The following is a 14,783-nucleotide window of genomic DNA, read 5'->3' on the forward strand; positions in this document are numbered from 1 at the left end:
TCGGCTACGCCTTCGACCGCACCCTCGTGTACGGCACCGGCGGCTTCGCCTACGGCAGCGGCGGCGGCCGTGACTTCGGTTCGGGCGTGTCCCGCAACGACTTCCAGACCGGCTGGGCCGCCGGCGCAGGCGTCGAGTACGCCCTTCCGACCGACTCGTTCCTGAACTTCTTCCGCTCCTCGGCCGTGACGCTGAAGGTGGAAGGCCTGTACGTGAACCTCGACCAGAACGGCCGCAACAACGGCGCGTTCGCCACCAACTCGACCGGCACCGTGACCCTGACCTCGCCGGGCGTGACCGTCGTGCAGAGCGGCCTGAACCGCAACAACAGCACCGAGTTCGCTGTCGTGCGCGCTGGCCTGAACTACAAGTTCGGCTCGTACTAGGACCTTCGGGACCGGACGCGGCCCGCACCCCGGGCCGCAGCCGAACCCGATCCTCGGCCCGACACGCAGAAGCCCGGCCGAAAGGCCGGGCTTCTCGCGTTTTGCAGACCCGTTACCCGCACGGAGCTACGCACGAAAAAGCCCGGCCGTAGGGCCGGGCTTCGGGTCGCACCGCCAATGGGGTCGCCTCAGATGTCGAGGTCGGTCTTCTCGGCGAAGACGGCGCGCTCGGAGATGAAGGCGAAGCGCGCCTCGGGCTTGTTGCCCATCAGGCGCTCGACCGCGTCGCCCGTCGATTCGCGGGCTTCGTCGAGAACCGCGACGCGCAGCAGGATGCGCTTCTTCGGGTCCATCGTGGTTTCCTTCAGCTGCGCCGGCATCATCTCGCCCAGCCCCTTGAACCGGCTGATCTCGACCTTGCCGCCCTTGAACACCGACTTGATCAGCTGCTCCTTGTGGGCGTCGTCGCGGGCATAGGCCGTCTTGGTGCCCTGCTGCAGCCGGTAGAGCGGCGGCATCGCGAGGTAGAGGTGTCCCTTGTCGATCAGCTTGGGCATCTGCCGGTAGAAGAAGGTGATCAGCAGCGAAGCGATGTGGGCGCCGTCGACGTCGGCGTCCGTCATGATGATCACCTTGTCGTAGCGCAGGTCCTCCCCACGGTACTGTCCGCCCGTGCCGCACCCCAACGCCAGGGTCAGGTCGCCGATCAGCTGGTTGGCGCCGAGCTTGTCGCGGCTCGCCGAGGCGACGTTCAGGATCTTGCCGCGCAGCGGGAGGATCGCCTGCGTGGCCCGGTCGCGCGCCTGCTTGGCCGAGCCGCCGGCCGAGTCGCCCTCGACGATGAAGATTTCGGAGCCCGCAGTCCCGGCGGCCGAGCAGTCGGCGAGCTTGCCGGGGAGCCGCAGCTTGCGCGTCGCGGTCTTGCGCGCGACCTCCTTCTCCTGGCGCCGGCGCAGGCGCTCCTCGGCCCGGTCGATCACCCAGTCGAGCACCTTGTTGGCCTGGGCCGGCGAGGCGGCGAGCCAATGGTCGAAGGCGTCGCGGATCGCCGTCTCGACGATGCGCGAGGCCTCGACGGTGGCGAGCTTGTCCTTGGTCTGGCCCTGGAACTCGGGCTCGCGGATGAACACCGACAGCATCGAGGCGCAGGTGGCCATCACGTCGTCGGTGGTGACGGCCGTCATGCGCTTGGCCTGGTTCACCCGCTCGGCATGCTCGCGCAAGGCCCGCAAAAGCGCGACGCGCAGGCCCGATTCGTGGGTGCCGCCCTCCGGCGTCGGAATGGTGTTGCAGTAGGAAGCCGAGACGCCGTCGTCGTGCACCATCCAGGCGACGGCCCATTCGAGGGAGCCGTGCGAGCCGGGTTTGGTGATCTTGCCGGAGAAGATCGCGTCGGTGACGAGCTCCTTGCCGTCGATGTCGCGGGCGAGGTAGTCGCGCAGGCCGCCGGGGAAGCGGTGCACCGCCTCGGCCGGCACGTCGGTGCCCTCGATCAGGGACGGCGCGCAGCGCCAGCGGATCTCGACGCCGCCGAACAGGTAGGCTTTCGAGCGCGCCATCTTGAACAGGCGGCGCGGGTCGAATGCCAGCGAGCCGAAGATCTGCGCGTCGGGATGGAAGCGGATGCGCGTGCCCCGGCGGTTCTGCACCCGCCCGACCGTCTCCAGCCCACCCTGGGCATGCCCGCGCGAAAAACTCTGGCGGTAGAGGGTCTGGTTGCGCGCGACCTCGACCTCCAGCACGTCGGACAGCGCGTTGACGACGGAGATGCCGACGCCGTGCAGGCCGCCGCTGGTCTCGTAGACCTTGGAGTCGAACTTCCCGCCCGCATGCAGCGTCGTCATGATGACTTCGAGCGCGGACTTGCCTGGAAACTTCGGGTGCGGGTCGACCGGGATGCCGCGGCCGTTGTCGGTGACCACGAGCGCGCCCGACGCCTCGAGCTCGACCTCGATGAAGCTGGCATGGCCCGCTACCGCCTCGTCCATCGAGTTGTCGATCACCTCGGAGAAGAGGTGGTGCAGCGCCCGCTCGTCGGTGCCGCCGATATACATGCCGGGCCGGCGCCGCACCGGCTCCAACCCCTCCAGCACCTCGATGTCGGACGCGGTGTAGCCGGCCTCAGAACCGACGAGCGGGTCGAGCGCCGCCATCGGCGCCGCGGGCTTGCGCCGGCGGTCGGATGCGGGCGGAAGGTCGGCGGCGCCCTTGGCCGCGCCTTTGGCGCCCGGTCCGAACAGGTCGCGAGCGGGGTCGCTCACGCGACGGGCTCCAGGCTTAGGGTCACGTCTCGCATGGGCTTTCATCCGCTCACGATATCGGAACAAAACGGAAACATCAAAGGCGATCCGCCCGCGATTCCGTGGCGCAGCTTCGCATGTGCGGCGCGCGCCCACCAAACGCTGCGATGCAACCGTCATCGGAGTGATGCGCAGCGCTGGTTAAGATCGCCTCACGTTGCAGTTTCGCGCGGAACTGGGGAGGGCATCCTGCATTATACCGCAAAAGCTCCGCCGCGCTTAGGGCAGGGAACGCCACCGATGACGACCGCTTCGATAGAGGCCCGCACCCTCACCCTCGCTCGCCTGGAGCGCGCCGCCGGACAGGCCTTCGGCTGCGAGCAGGAGGGTGCGTCCGCGTCCCGCCTCACCCTCGTCGGCCCGACCACCATCGCCCTGGCGACCTTCGCGACGGCGCTTGCGGCGACGATCAGCTATCTGATCTGAGACGTCCGAGCGTCTTCACGCGAAGCGGTCACCGGCTCGCATGAAGACGATGCTTCGTGATTGGACCGGATCACCGAGCCGGCGGCGAACGGTCTAGCGGCTCGCCTTCTTCGTCGCAGCCGGCTTCGCAGCGGTCGTCTTGGATGCGGTCGTTTTGGCCGCCGCGGCCTTCGGGGCCGCGCGCTTCTTCGCAGCCGGCTTGGCAGCGGATTTGGCGGGTGCGTCCCCATCAACCTTGGTGGCCTTCGCGGGCTTCCGCGCCGCCGTCTTGGCGCCACGGGCCGGCGCGGCCTTGCGGCCCCGGCTCGGCTTGCCGCCGCCGGCCGCGCGCTTGGCGTTGACCAGGTCGATGCCCTCTGCGAGCGTCAGCGCATCGGCGGCCGTCGACTTCGGCAGGGTCGCGTTGACCTCGCCGTCGGTGACGTAGGCGCCGTACTTGCCGGCCTTCACCACGAGCTCGCGCCCCGTCGCCTCGTCCTTGCCGATCGGACGGCCGGGATCGGAGGAGGGGCGACCGCGCCCGCCGCCCTGTTCCTTGGCGACGATCAGGTCGATCGCCCGGTTGGCGCCGACCTCGAGCACGTCGTCGTCCTTGCCGAGGTTCGCGTAGGTCTTGCCGTGCTGCACGTAGGGCCCGAACCGGCCGAGGTTGGCCAGGATCGGCTCGCCGGTCTCCGGGTGCTTGGCGACCTCGCGCGGCAGCGACAGCAGACGCAGCGCCTTCTCCAAGTCGACCATCGAGGGCGTCACGCCCTTCGGCAGCGACGAGCGCTTGGGCTTGGCCGCATCCTTCTCGGTCGAGGCCTCGCCGAGCTGGACGAACGGACCGAAGCGGCCGTCGCGGATCGTCACCGGCAGGCCCGAGACCGGGTCGTTGCCGAGCAGCCGCGTCCCGGGCGGGCTGCCGTCCGGCGAAGACCCGTCGCCCTCGCCGTCGACGCCCGCGGCCGAGAGCTGGCGGGTGAACTTGCACTCGGGATAGTTCGAGCAGCCGACGAAGGAGCCGAACTTGCCGAGCTTCAGCGAGAGCTGGCCCGAGCCGCAGGTCGGGCACGTGCGCGGGTTCGAGCCGTCCGCCTTCTGCGGAAAGATGTGGTCGCCGAGCAGCGTGTTCAGCGCTTCCAGCACCTCGGTGACGCGCAGCTCCTTGGTGCCGCCGACGGCGGCCGAGAAGTCGCGCCAGAAGTCGCGCAGCACGTCGCGCCAGTCGATCTCGGCGTTCGACACCCGGTCGAGCTGGCCTTCGAGGTCGGCGGTGAAGTCGTACTCGACGTAGCGCTTGAAGAAGCTCTCCAAGAAGCCGGTCACCAGCCGGCCCTTGTCCTCGGGCTGAAGGCGCTTCTTCTCGATCTTCACGTATTCGCGGTCGCGCAGGGTCTGAAGCACGGCGGCGTAGGTCGAGGGCCGGCCGATGCCGAGTTCCTCCATACGCTTCACGAGGCTCGCCTCGGAGAAGCGCGGCGGCGGCTCGGTGAAATGCTGGGTCGAGGCGATGCGCTCGCGCTTCAGCGCCTCGCCGGCCTTCATCGGCGGCAGGCGCTTGCCGTCCTCGTCCTCCTCGTCGTCCTTGCCCTCTTGGTAGAGGGTGAGGAAGCCGTCGAACTTCACGACCTGGCCGGTGGCGCGCAGGTCGATCTTGCGCGGGCCGACGCTGGCCGTGACGTCCACGGTCGTGCGCTCCAGTTCGGCCGACTCCATCTGGCTCGCGACGGTGCGCGTCCAGATCAGGTCGTAGAGCTTGGCCTGCTCGGGATCGAGCATGCGCGCGACCTGCTTCGGCAACCGGCCCATCTCGGTCGGGCGCACGGCCTCGTGGGCCTCCTGCGCGTTCTTGGCCTTGACGCTGTACTTGCGCGGCACGCCCGGCACGTACGTGTCGCCGAACTCGCGGCCGATCACGCGGCGCGCGTCGGCGATGGCTTCGGGCGCCATGTCGACGCCGTCGGTCCGCATGTAGGTGATGAGGCCCACGGTCTCGCCGCCGATGTCGACGCCCTCGTAGAGTTTTTGCGCGACGCGCATGGTCTGCGCCGGCGCCATCCCGAGTTTTCGCGATGCTTCCTGCTGCAGGGTCGACGTGGTGAAAGGCGGCTGCGGGTGGCGCTTGGCGGGCTTGGCCTCCACGCTCGCCACCTGGAAGGTCGCGAGCTCGAGGTCGCGCTTGAACGCGGCCGCGTCCTCGCCGTTGCCGACGTCGAGGCGCTGGATACGCTTGCCGTCGGCGCCGACGAGCCGGGCCTCGAACACGCCGCCGTCGGCGGTCGAGAGCGTCGCCACCAGCGACCAGTACTCGCGCGGCTTGAAGCGCTCGATCTCGACCTCGCGCTCGCAGACGAGCCGCAACGCCACCGACTGCACGCGCCCGGCCGAGCGGGCGCCGGGAAGCTTGCGCCACAGCACAGGCGAGAGGTTGAAGCCGACGAGGTAGTCGAGCGCCCGGCGGGCGAGGTAGGCGTCGACCAGCGCCTGGTCGATCTGGCGCGGCTGGCGCATCGCCGTCTCGACCGACGCCTTGGTGATCGCGTTGAAGGTGACGCGCTCGACGGGGATGCCCTTCAGCACCTTGCGGGCATTCAGCGCCTCCAGCACGTGCCAGGAGATCGCCTCGCCCTCGCGATCCGGGTCGGTCGCCAGGATCAGCTTGTCGGCGCCCTTCACGGCGCGGGCGATCTCGGACACCTGCTTCGATCCGCGGGCGTCGAGCTCCCAGATCATGTTGAAGTCGGCCTCCGGGTCGACCGAGCCGTCCTTGGCAGGAAGGTCCCGGATGTGCCCGAACGAGGCGATGACTTCATAGTCCCGGCCAAGATACTTGTTGATGGTCTTGGCTTTGGCCGGCGACTCGACGACGACGACTTTCATGGACGAAACAGCCTCTCGTCAAAGCCCGAGCAGCGGCAGGAACGCACCAATTGTGGGGTTTCGCGCCGCGGCCGGGCCGGACCTGCGCCGGGCATGAAGTGGTTCATGCCCCGCGGGTTGTCAAATGGGGGCTGTCCAAGGCGTGGCGCGAACGCGCCGGTACAGTCTCGCCGCAGCGGCGCGCCGACGGAGGGTGAGGACGCCGGAAACGCTACGCGACTCTCTCTCCCATGGGAGAAGGGACCCGCGCTCGACCAAACACCCGGTCGAGCGCGGCAAATCGCCAGGATTCGGAAGCGCGAGCCTCAGATCCCCGCGTACCACTCGTAGCCGCGGTCTTCCCAATAGCCGCCCTGTCCGTCGCCGATCTTGGCGAGGGAATCGACCACCTCGATCCGCATCACGTACTTGGCCTGCTTGTAGCCGAGTTGGCGCTCCAGGCGCAGGCGCAGAGGGGCGCCGTTCGAGACCGGGAGTGGCTTTCCGTTGAGGTCGTAGGCGAGGATCGTCTGCGGATGGAAGGCGTCGGTGAGGTCGATGCTCTCGTAGTAGCGGATCGGCGTGCGCGTCTCCTCCGGCTCCTCGGCCGGCGCGCCGCCCCAGGCGTCGGCATCGTTGCCCGCCGCAGCGACCTGGACGTGGCGCACCGCGCTCGGGTTCTCTGGTTGTATGAAGGCCCCGTCCTTGGTGCCGTCCTTGCCGCCCTCCAACCCGCCGCCGGCATATTCCAGCGTGTCGGCGCAGTGGAACACGACGTAGCGCGCCTGCGGCTTCAACCCGGCGCGGTTCAGCACCTCGGACAGGGGCACGCCGGCCCACTTGCCGATGCAGCTCCAGCCCTCGACGCAATCGTGCCGCGTGGTCTGCGTCCGCGACGGCAACCCGCGCAGGTCCGCGAGGCTGAAGCTCTGCGGGCGCTCGACCAGGCCGCCGACCTCGAGCTTAAAGGTGGAGAAGTTCGAGGCCGCCAGCGCCTTGTAGGCCTTGTCCGGCGGGTCGATCGTCCCGTTCGGCTTGAACACGGCCGAAATCTCGGAGTCGGGGAATTCCCTGGCGAGCGAGGCGTTCGAGAGCAGCAGGCGCTGCACGAACAGGTTGGCGTCCTCCCCGGCCTTCAGGGTCCGCGGGCCGTAGGCGGAGCCGGCGAAGCGGTCGCAGCCGGCGAGCATCGCGGTGCCACCGAGCGCGGCGACGGTGGTGAGGAAGCGGCGGCGGTCGAGGGTGCTCATCGGCGGGTCGCTCCATCCTGCTCGATCGCGAACCAGCCGGTGACCATGCCGCGCATGTTGTTCCAGAACCCTGAGACCAGCACCAGGACCACGTGCACGATCACGAACAGCACCAGGAGGTTGGCCACGATGAAGTGGACCGTGCGGGCCGATTGCCGGCCGCCGAACGCGTCGACGAGCCAGGGCCAGGCCGCGTCCATGCCGGGCGACATCGCGAGGCCGGCCAGCACCATCGCCGGCAGCAGGCCCGCGATGACGGCGAGGTAGGTCAGCTTCTGCAGCACATTGTAGCGCTTGGCCTCCTCGCCCTTGGGGAAGTGCAGGGTGAGGTGCTCGCGCACCGAGCTGCCGATGTCGCGCACCTGGTCGCCGTCCGGGATCACCCGGCGGCGCAGCTGCCCCGACACCAGCCCGTAGAACAGGTAGATCGCGCCGTTGATCACAAGCGCCCAGGCGAACAGGAAGTGCCAGCGCCGGGCGGTAGCGAGGTCCTGCCCCGAGGGGATCGTGCTCCACGACGGGAACGCCCGGTCGGCCATCTGGCCCTGGTCCTTGGAGAGGCCGAGCACGCCGGTGGTGTCGAAGGTGTAGCCGCCGACCGTGACGACGCCGCGGGCGTTGCCCTTGGCGTCGGTGTCGCTCGTGATCGCGAGCGCCGGGGTGTCGAAGGTCGACTTCGCGCCCCAGTACAGGGCCGGGTGCGCATTGAAGATTTGCAGCCCGCTCATCAGCAGGATCAGCAGGGAGGCGGCGTTGAGCCAATGCGCGAGGCGGATCACCAGCGGATGCCGGTAGATCGTCTCGCGGCGGGGGGACGCGGCGCCGGAGGGAATCGCCGGGGAAGCTGCCAAAGGAAGTTCGCCTGATTGCAGGAAAAGGATGGGAGGAACTGCGACCCATTCGCCGCGTGGTCCTAGCCGGTTACGTACAACCGCGGCGGAAAGTTGCCAGTCTCCGGATCGCGGCCCGCGCTTGCCGTCGCACCGGCCGCGACCTATCACGCGAGCCGATGAGCCAGCCGACGCACCCGAACTATCCCCACCGGCATCTCCTCGGGATAGAGGGCCTGTCGCGCCCCGACATCGAGGGGTTGCTCGACCGGGCGGATGCCGCGGTGGCGATCTCCCGCCAGGTCGAGAAGAAGCTCTCGACGCTGCGGGGCCGCACCCAGATCAATCTGTTCTTCGAGCCCTCGACGCGGACGCAATCCTCGTTCGAGCTCGCCGGCAAGCGCCTCGGCGCCGACGTGATGAACATGTCGGTGGCGTCTTCCTCGGTGAAGAAGGGCGAGACGCTGATCGACACTGCGGCGACCCTGAACGCGATGCGCCCCGACATCATCGTGGTGCGCCACCATTCGGCCGGCGCCGTGCACCTGCTCGCCCGCAAGGTGGACTGCTCGGTCGTGAACGCCGGCGACGGCGCCCACGAGCACCCGACCCAGGCGCTGCTCGACGCGCTGACCATCCGGCGCAACAAGGGGCGGATCGAGGGGCTTCGCGTCGCGATCTGCGGCGACGTGCTGCACAGCCGCGTCGCCCGCTCGAACCTGATCCTGCTTCAGGCGATGGGCGCGCGCGTCCGCGTGATCGCACCGTCCTCGCTCCTGCCCGCCGGCATCGAGCGCTTCGGCGTCGAGGTGTTCACCGACATGCGTAAGGGCCTCGACGGCTGCGACATCGTGATGATGCTGCGCCTGCAGCGCGAGCGCATGAACGGCTCCTTCGTGCCGTCTGTGAAGGAGTACTTCCGCTATTATGGCCTCGACGCCGACAAGCTCGCGCTCGCCGCCCCCGACGCCCTGGTGATGCATCCCGGCCCGATGAACCGCGGCGTCGAGATCGCCTCGGACATCGCCGACGGCGCGCAATCGCTGATCCGCGAGCAGGTCGAGATGGGCGTCGCCGTGCGGATGGCGGTGATGGAAGCGCTGGCCTCGCACCTGCCGAACGCTTGACATGCCTCCGCGCGACTTCGACCTTGATATCCAGGCCATTCGGCGGCGCCTGGAACGGGAGGGTTGGATGACGCGACCGTTCAAGGGACCGCACGACATCTACGCGCATCCCGAGCGGGCGGGGACCGTCGCGGTGCCGCGCGGCCGCGGCGACCTTCCGGCCGGGACCGCCCGAAGCATCGCCCGGGCGGCCGGCTGGACGAAGGGGAGGCAGGAATCGTGACGACGTATGTCGGCATTCTCGAGAAGGACCCGACCAGCCTCTGGGGCGTATGGTTCCCCGACCTGCCCGGCTGCATCGCCGCCGCCGAGACGGCCGACGCGACCGTGATCCAGGCGGCCGAGGCGCTTGTGCAGTGGATGGCGCTGATCGAGGAGGACGGACGGACCCTGCCGCCTGCGCGGACCATCGAGGTCCTCCGTCAGGACGTGGACGTCTCGCAGGCACTTGCCGCCGGCCACGCCGCCGTCGTCATCCGTCCCCCCTTCGACGAGCTCGGACTCGACGAGACGGCGATCAGAGCGATCGATTCGGCTGCCGAGCGCCGCGGCCTTTCCCGGCGTGATCTCGTTCGCGAGATGGTCCTCAATCAGATCGCGGTTTGATCCCCCCCAGATGCTGCTTCTCACCAATGCCGCCCTCCTCGACCCGGCCTCCGGCCGCGAAGGGCCGGGCCATGTCCTGATCCGCGACGGCCGCATCGCCGACGTCGCCTGGGGCGCCGCGCCCGGCACCCCGGAGGGCGCGAAGGCGATCAATTGCGGCGGGCACGTGCTGGCGCCGGGCTTGATCGACATGCGTGCCTTCGTCGGGGAACCCGGCGCCGAGCACCGCGAGACCCTGGCGAGCGCGAGCGCGGCGGCGGCGGCGGGAGGCGTCACGACGTTGGTCTGCATGCCGGACACCAACCCGGTGATCGACGGGCCGGCGATCGTCGACTTCGTGCTGCGGCGCGCGCGCGACACCGCCTGCGTCAACGTCCTGCCGGCCGCTGCCATCACCAAGGGACTCGCGGGACAGGAAATGACCGAGTTCGGCCTGCTCCAGGAAGCCGGCGCGGTCGCCTTCACCGACGGGCTGAGAGCCGTCACGCATGCTCAGGTGATGCGCCGGGCGATGACCTACGCCCGCGACTTCGGCGCCCTGCTGATGCAGCACGTCGAGGAGCCCGACCTGGTCGGCGAGGGGGTGATGAACGAGGGCGAGTTAGCGTCGCGCCTCGGACTGATGGGCATCCCGCGCGAAGCGGAGACGATGATGCTGGAGCGCGACCTCCGCCTCGTCCGCCTCACCGGCGCGCGCTACCACGCGGCGATGATCTCGTGCGCCGACTCAGTCGAGATCGTGCGTCGGGCCAAGGCGGACGGGCTGCCGGTGACCTGCGGCGCCTCGGTCAACAACCTCGTCCTGAACGAGGGCGACATCGGCCACTACCGCACCTTCTGCAAGCTCTCGCCGCCCCTGCGCGGCGAGGCCGACCGGCAGGCGCTGGCGGCGGCGCTGAACGAGGGGGTGATCGACGTGGTCGTCTCCGACCACAACCCGCAGGACGTGGAGACCAAGCGGTTGCCCTTCGCCGAGGCCGCCGACGGCGCGCTCGGGATCGAGACCCTGCTCGGCGCCTCGCTTCGCCTCGTGCGCGCGGGGGACGTCTCCCTCGCGCGCCTGCTCGCCGCCCTGTCGGCGAACCCGGCTCGGATCCTCGGCCGCGAGGCCGGGCGGCTCGCCGTCGGCGCCCCGGCCGACCTCGTGCTGATCGATCCCGACGTGCCCTACGTCCTCGACAAGCGGACATTGAAGTCCCGCTCCAAGAACTCGCCCTTCGACGAGGCAAGGATGCAGGGCGCGGCGGTGCTGACGCTCGTCGGCGGCCGGATCGTCCACCGCTCACCCGACCTCGCGGCGGCGGCATGACCGCGCCGTCGGACATCGCCTGGCCGGTCGTCCTCGGCTGCCTGGCGCTCGGCTACGCCCTGGGCTCGATTCCCTTCGGGCTGATCTTCACGCGGCTGGCCGGCCTCGGTGACGTGCGGGCCATCGGCTCGGGCAACATCGGCGCGACCAACGTGCTGCGCACCGGCCGCAAGGGCCTCGCGGCCGCGACGCTGCTCGGCGACGCGCTCAAGGGCACCGCGGCGGTGCTGATCGCGCAGCGGATCGGCCAAGGGATCGGCCAAGGGTTCAGCGAGTGGCCGGCGCTCGCGGCCGGGCTCGGCGCCTTCCTCGGGCATCTCTTCCCGGTCTGGCTCGGATTCAAGGGCGGCAAAGGTGTCGCCACCTTCCTCGGCGTGCTGCTGGCGCTGAGCCCCCTGGCGCTGCTCGCCTTCGCCGCGATCTGGCTCGGCCTCGCCTTCACCCTGCGCTACTCGTCGCTCGCGGCGCTCGCGGCCTCGGCCGCCACCCCTATCATCCTGGGGGCGTTGGGCGATCCGAGCCGCGCGGGGCTCTTCCTCGTTCTCGGCCTGCTGCTATGGTGGAAGCACGCGCCCAACATCCGCCGGCTCGTCGACGGCACCGAGGGACGGATCGGTCAGAAGGGCTGAGACCCCTTCCGAGGGAGGGCCCGTGCAGCTCACCGACGCACAGCGGGTCGACTGGCTCCGCCTGATCCGCACCGAAGGGGTCGGCCCGCGCACCTTCCGCGGCCTGATCAACCGCTTCGGCGGCGCCGCAGCCGCACTCACGGCCCTGCCGAACCTCACCGCCAAGCGCGGACGGCGGATCGAGCCGCCGACACGCGACGAGGCCGAAGCCGAGATCGCGGCGGCCGCGCGCCTGGGCGCCCGCATCGTCGCGATGGGGGAGGCCGGTTACCCGAAGATCCTCCAGGCGGCCGATTCCGCGCCGCCGCTCGTCGCGATCCGCGGGTCCGCCGAAGCGCTGGCCCGGCCCGCGGTGGCGATCGTCGGATCGCGCAACGCCTCGGCCTCGGGATTGGCCTTCACCGAGCAGCTGGCGCGGGGCTTGGGCGAGGCGGGCCTCGTCGTGGTCTCGGGCCTGGCCCGCGGCATCGACGCCCGCGCCCACAAGGCCTCGGCCGCGACCGGCACCGTCGCGGTGCTCGCCGGCGGGCACGACAAGATCTATCCGGCCAACCACGCCGGCCTCGTCGAGTCGATCCTGGAGGCCGGCGGCGCGGTTGTCGCCGAGATGCCGATGGGCTGGGTGCCGCGCGGACGCGACTTCCCGCGGCGCAACCGCATCATCTCGGGGCTCGCCTACGGCACCGTGGTGGTCGAGGCCGCGCGCCGGTCGGGCTCGCTGATCACCGCGTGCTTCGCCCTCGAACAGGGGCGCGAGGTGTTCGCGGTGCCGGGCTCGCCGCTCGATCCCCGGGCGGAGGGCACCAACGACCTGATCCGCCAGGGCGCGACGCTCGTCGCCGAGGTCGATCACGTCCTCGCCGCGATCGCGCCGCTGATCGAGCGCGGCGGCGACCCCGACCAGGCGCCGGCCTTGCCGCGACCGGATCTGGCCGACCAGCCGGATTTCTGGGACGAGATCGACCTCGATGACGGCGGCTCATCAATGCCGGCGCCGTCGTTCGAGGCGCCGGAACCGGCAGAGCCGGTGGGCGACCGCGAGACGATCGTCGCCGCGATGAGCCCGACGCCGGTCGGCACCGACGAGATCGCCCGCGCGACCGGCCTGTCGGTGCGCGTGGTGCAGACGACGCTGCTCGAACTCGAGCTCGACGGGCGGATCGAGCGGCACGGCAGCGGGATGGTGTCGCTCGTCGGGTGACGCCTTCAATCCAGGTCGTCGTCCTCCGATTCGACCATCCCGCGCATCCGGTCGAGGCAGCCCTGCAGGATGTAGGCGGCGGCGAGCTTGTCGACGAGTTGGCTGCGCTTGGCCCGAGAGGTGTCGGCAGCGATCAACGCGCGGGTGACGACCGCGGTCGAGAGGCGCTCGTCGTAGAACAGGACCGGTAGGTCGAGGAGCGGCTTCAGGTTGCGCACGAACGAGCGCGTCGACTGCACCCGCACGCCCTCGCTGCCGTCCATGTTGAGCGGCAGGCCGATCACCAGGCCGCCGACCGCGTGCTGCTCGCAGAGGAACCGCAGCCGCGCCACGTCGGGCGTGAACTTCACGCGCTTGATCGTCTCAAGCGGCGAGGCGATCTGGCGGCCGAGGTCGGACAGCGCGAGCCCGATCGTCTTGGTGCCGAGATCGATGCCGATCAGCCGGGGCCCGCCGCGGGAGGCCTCGGCGAAGGTGTGTAGCGCGTCCGTGTCCATCGTGTCCCATCCCGCCAAGCGCTCACACCGGCGCGCCGTCCTGCGCCGGCGCGCCGGCCCGCGCCAGCACCGCCGCCTCGATGCCCTGGAAGGTCGAGGCGAGCGGCGGTGTGCCGTCGCCGAGCACGTCGAGGATCGTCAGCCCCTGCGTCCGCTTGAAGAACGCGTCCAGGGTGTCGCCGCCGAAGCGGACGGTCTCGAGGTCGGGGGCCATCACCCAGATCGGGTACTCGCCCGCGCCCGACACGTCCCAGAACAGGAAGCTGCCGTCGTCGCCCTCGCCGAAGAAGCAGGCGCGCTCCAGCCGCGACAGGTCGCCGTCCTCGATCGAGAAGCGGTGCGGCGTGTCGGCGGCGGAAAGCGCCTGGATCGCCGCGTTGATGCTGTCGGCGACGATCTCGGCCCGCGTCACCAGGTCGGCCGCCGGGTAGGGCAGGGGCGTCGCGATCCGGAAGTGGCCGTTCGCGAGCCCGGCGCCGCACGCGCGGCAGAAGCTGCGATACGATTCGGGCAGCGCGAACCCGAGTTCGGCCTCCGCCCGCGCGATCTCCGCCTCGCTCGACCGTGCCCCCGGATGAAGCCGCTCGAACACCGTGTTCCACATCGCGTCCCCGCTCCATCCACAGGCGTTAACCGCGTCCCGAACTTGCCCTGGCGCAGGACGCAGCGCTTCCCTCATAACGATGGTTAAGGTTTCGTTAACCCCGCCGCGGAGGCAATCGTGCAGGCCATCGGTTCGTTCGTCCCCCAAGCTCCCGTCAAGGCCCCCGCCCGGCGTGCCATGCCGCGCAAGCACAAGCTGATGCTGCTGATCGCCTTCGAGGTGCTGGTGCTGGGCTTCGCCCTCGCGGAGTTCCGCCCCATCCGCCCAAGCGGCATTCTCATCGAGACCACGGGGATCCCGAACCACATCGTCACCTGACCCCCTGCGCGTTGCGGCGCCGCGAAGCCCGGTGCTATAGCGCCCGGACCGTGGAAGGGCCGGCCGCCGCTGCCGGCGCCCGACCTTCCGAGACGAACGCGCAAGACGAACAGGCAGCATGTCGGTCGACGAGAAGACAGTCCGGCGCATCGCGCATCTGGCCCGCATCGCGGTGGCCGAAGACGAGGTCGCGCCGCTGCAGGGCGAGCTGAACGCGATCCTGGCCTTCGTCGAGCAGCTGAGCGCGGTCGACGTGACCGGCGTCGAGGCGATGACCTCGGTGACGCCGATGGCGATGAAGAAGCGCAAGGACGTCGTCACCGACGGCGGTCGCGCGGTCGACGTGGTCGCCAACGCGCCGGAGACCGAGGACCACTACTTCCTCGTTCCCAAGGTCGTCGAGTAGGCCGGCCGGGCCGCGAAACGCCGGCCCGTGAACGACATCTGCCGCGTCCGCCG

General features: G+C 70.1%; 15 protein-coding genes and 1 pseudogene. 10 read left to right on the forward strand and 6 right to left on the reverse strand.

Annotation, left to right across the window (positions count from 1 at the left end):
- A pseudogene (locus FV229_RS06485) lies at positions 1-386 on the forward strand (porin family protein); the annotation flags it as partial.
- Positions 387-574: 188 nt separating this feature from the next.
- On the opposite strand, the gene parE reads toward FV229_RS06485, so the two are convergent.
- The gene (parE, locus tag FV229_RS06490) at positions 575-2,647 is read right to left on the reverse strand and encodes a DNA topoisomerase IV subunit B (protein WP_147751176.1); all 2,073 of its coding nucleotides are present in this window, start codon (positions 2,645-2,647) and stop codon (positions 575-577) included.
- 279 nt (positions 2,648-2,926) lie between these two features.
- On the opposite strand from parE, the gene FV229_RS06495 reads away from it, so the two are divergent.
- Entirely contained in the window at positions 2,927-3,112 is a 186-nt protein-coding gene (locus FV229_RS06495; RefSeq protein ID WP_147751177.1) for a hypothetical protein, read from the forward strand.
- 93 nt (positions 3,113-3,205) lie between these two features.
- Here FV229_RS06495 and topA read toward each other — a convergent pair whose 3' ends face one another.
- From topA to FV229_RS06510, 3 genes are all read right to left on the reverse strand, one after another.
- Complete coding sequence (topA, locus tag FV229_RS06500; protein ID WP_147751178.1) at positions 3,206-5,974, reverse strand: type I DNA topoisomerase; 2,769 nt, start codon at positions 5,972-5,974, stop codon at positions 3,206-3,208.
- A 305-nt stretch (positions 5,975-6,279) separates the two neighbouring features.
- Positions 6,280-7,203 (reverse strand): molybdopterin-binding protein, encoded by a 924-nt coding sequence (locus tag FV229_RS06505; protein WP_147751179.1) that lies wholly within the window; start codon positions 7,201-7,203, stop codon positions 6,280-6,282.
- Positions 7,200-8,054: a cytochrome b/b6 domain-containing protein gene (locus tag FV229_RS06510; protein ID WP_246688078.1), complete on the reverse strand. Its 855-nt coding sequence runs from the start codon at positions 8,052-8,054 to the stop codon at positions 7,200-7,202. The genes FV229_RS06505 and FV229_RS06510 overlap by 4 nt, the downstream gene beginning before the upstream one ends.
- 158 nt (positions 8,055-8,212) lie before the next feature.
- Here FV229_RS06510 and FV229_RS06515 point away from each other — a divergent pair, with 158 nt between their 5' ends.
- Genes FV229_RS06515 through dprA form a run of 6 tightly spaced genes read left to right on the forward strand, consistent with a single transcriptional unit; the run spans position 8,213 to position 12,905 of the window.
- The gene (locus tag FV229_RS06515) at positions 8,213-9,160 is read left to right on the forward strand and encodes an aspartate carbamoyltransferase catalytic subunit (protein WP_147751180.1); all 948 of its coding nucleotides are present in this window, start codon (positions 8,213-8,215) and stop codon (positions 9,158-9,160) included.
- 1 nt (position 9,161) lies between these two features.
- Positions 9,162-9,383 carry a type II toxin-antitoxin system HicA family toxin gene (locus FV229_RS06520; protein WP_147751181.1) on the forward strand — a complete coding sequence of 74 codons (222 nt, stop codon included), beginning with the start codon at positions 9,162-9,164 and terminating at the stop codon, positions 9,381-9,383.
- A complete protein-coding gene (locus tag FV229_RS06525; RefSeq protein ID WP_187275074.1) occupies positions 9,380-9,766 on the forward strand; it encodes a type II toxin-antitoxin system HicB family antitoxin in 387 nt (128 codons plus the stop codon). Before FV229_RS06520 ends, FV229_RS06525 begins: the two co-directional genes overlap by 4 nt.
- Positions 9,767-9,776: 10 nt before the next feature.
- Positions 9,777-11,075, forward strand: coding sequence for a dihydroorotase (locus tag FV229_RS06530; protein ID WP_147751183.1), 1,299 nt, complete (start codon positions 9,777-9,779; stop codon positions 11,073-11,075).
- On the forward strand, positions 11,072-11,704 hold the full coding sequence (gene plsY / locus FV229_RS06535; protein WP_147751184.1) for a glycerol-3-phosphate 1-O-acyltransferase PlsY: 633 nt from the start codon (positions 11,072-11,074) through the stop codon (positions 11,702-11,704). Before FV229_RS06530 ends, plsY begins: the two co-directional genes overlap by 4 nt.
- Positions 11,705-11,726: 22 nt before the next feature.
- On the forward strand, positions 11,727-12,905 hold the full coding sequence (gene dprA, locus FV229_RS06540) for a DNA-processing protein DprA (protein WP_147751185.1): 1,179 nt from the start codon (positions 11,727-11,729) through the stop codon (positions 12,903-12,905).
- Between the two features lie 5 nt (positions 12,906-12,910).
- Here dprA and ruvX read toward each other — a convergent pair whose 3' ends face one another.
- Positions 12,911-13,402: a Holliday junction resolvase RuvX gene (ruvX, locus tag FV229_RS06545; RefSeq protein ID WP_147751186.1), complete on the reverse strand. Its 492-nt coding sequence runs from the start codon at positions 13,400-13,402 to the stop codon at positions 12,911-12,913.
- Between the two features lie 22 nt (positions 13,403-13,424).
- Entirely contained in the window at positions 13,425-14,006 is a 582-nt protein-coding gene (locus FV229_RS06550) for an SMI1/KNR4 family protein (protein WP_147751187.1), read from the reverse strand.
- Positions 14,007-14,123: 117 nt separating this feature from the next.
- Between FV229_RS06550 and FV229_RS06555 the strand changes: the two genes are divergently transcribed.
- Both FV229_RS06555 and gatC read left to right on the forward strand, forming a co-directional pair.
- Complete coding sequence (locus tag FV229_RS06555) at positions 14,124-14,324, forward strand: hypothetical protein (RefSeq protein WP_147751188.1); 201 nt, start codon at positions 14,124-14,126, stop codon at positions 14,322-14,324.
- A gap of 118 nt (positions 14,325-14,442) precedes the next feature.
- The gene (gatC, locus tag FV229_RS06560; protein WP_147751189.1) at positions 14,443-14,730 is read left to right on the forward strand and encodes an Asp-tRNA(Asn)/Glu-tRNA(Gln) amidotransferase subunit GatC; all 288 of its coding nucleotides are present in this window, start codon (positions 14,443-14,445) and stop codon (positions 14,728-14,730) included.
- Positions 14,731-14,783: the final 53 nt, after the last annotated feature.

Origin of the sequence: Methylobacterium sp. WL120, assembly GCF_008039465.1 — a bacterium.
Lineage (GTDB): Bacteria > Pseudomonadota > Alphaproteobacteria > Rhizobiales > Beijerinckiaceae > Methylobacterium > Methylobacterium cerastii.

What these genes read in the sequence shown, in the direction of transcription:
- FV229_RS06495 (WP_147751177.1), top strand. Translation starts at nt 2,927, where the DNA reads ATGACGACCGCTTCGATAGAGGCCCGCACCCTCACCCTCGCTCGCCTG.
- topA (WP_147751178.1), bottom strand. Translation starts at nt 5,974, where the DNA reads ATGAAAGTCGTCGTCGTCGAGTCGCCGGCCAAAGCCAAGACCATCAAC.
- FV229_RS06505 (WP_147751179.1), bottom strand. Translation starts at nt 7,203, where the DNA reads ATGAGCACCCTCGACCGCCGCCGCTTCCTCACCACCGTCGCCGCGCTC.
- FV229_RS06515 (WP_147751180.1), top strand. Translation starts at nt 8,213, where the DNA reads ATGAGCCAGCCGACGCACCCGAACTATCCCCACCGGCATCTCCTCGGG.
- FV229_RS06520 (WP_147751181.1), top strand. Translation starts at nt 9,162, where the DNA reads ATGCCTCCGCGCGACTTCGACCTTGATATCCAGGCCATTCGGCGGCGC.
- FV229_RS06530 (WP_147751183.1), top strand. Translation starts at nt 9,777, where the DNA reads ATGCTGCTTCTCACCAATGCCGCCCTCCTCGACCCGGCCTCCGGCCGC.
- plsY (WP_147751184.1), top strand. Translation starts at nt 11,072, where the DNA reads ATGACCGCGCCGTCGGACATCGCCTGGCCGGTCGTCCTCGGCTGCCTG.
- ruvX (WP_147751186.1), bottom strand. Translation starts at nt 13,402, where the DNA reads ATGGACACGGACGCGCTACACACCTTCGCCGAGGCCTCCCGCGGCGGG.
- FV229_RS06550 (WP_147751187.1), bottom strand. Translation starts at nt 14,006, where the DNA reads ATGTGGAACACGGTGTTCGAGCGGCTTCATCCGGGGGCACGGTCGAGC.
- gatC (WP_147751189.1), top strand. Translation starts at nt 14,443, where the DNA reads ATGTCGGTCGACGAGAAGACAGTCCGGCGCATCGCGCATCTGGCCCGC.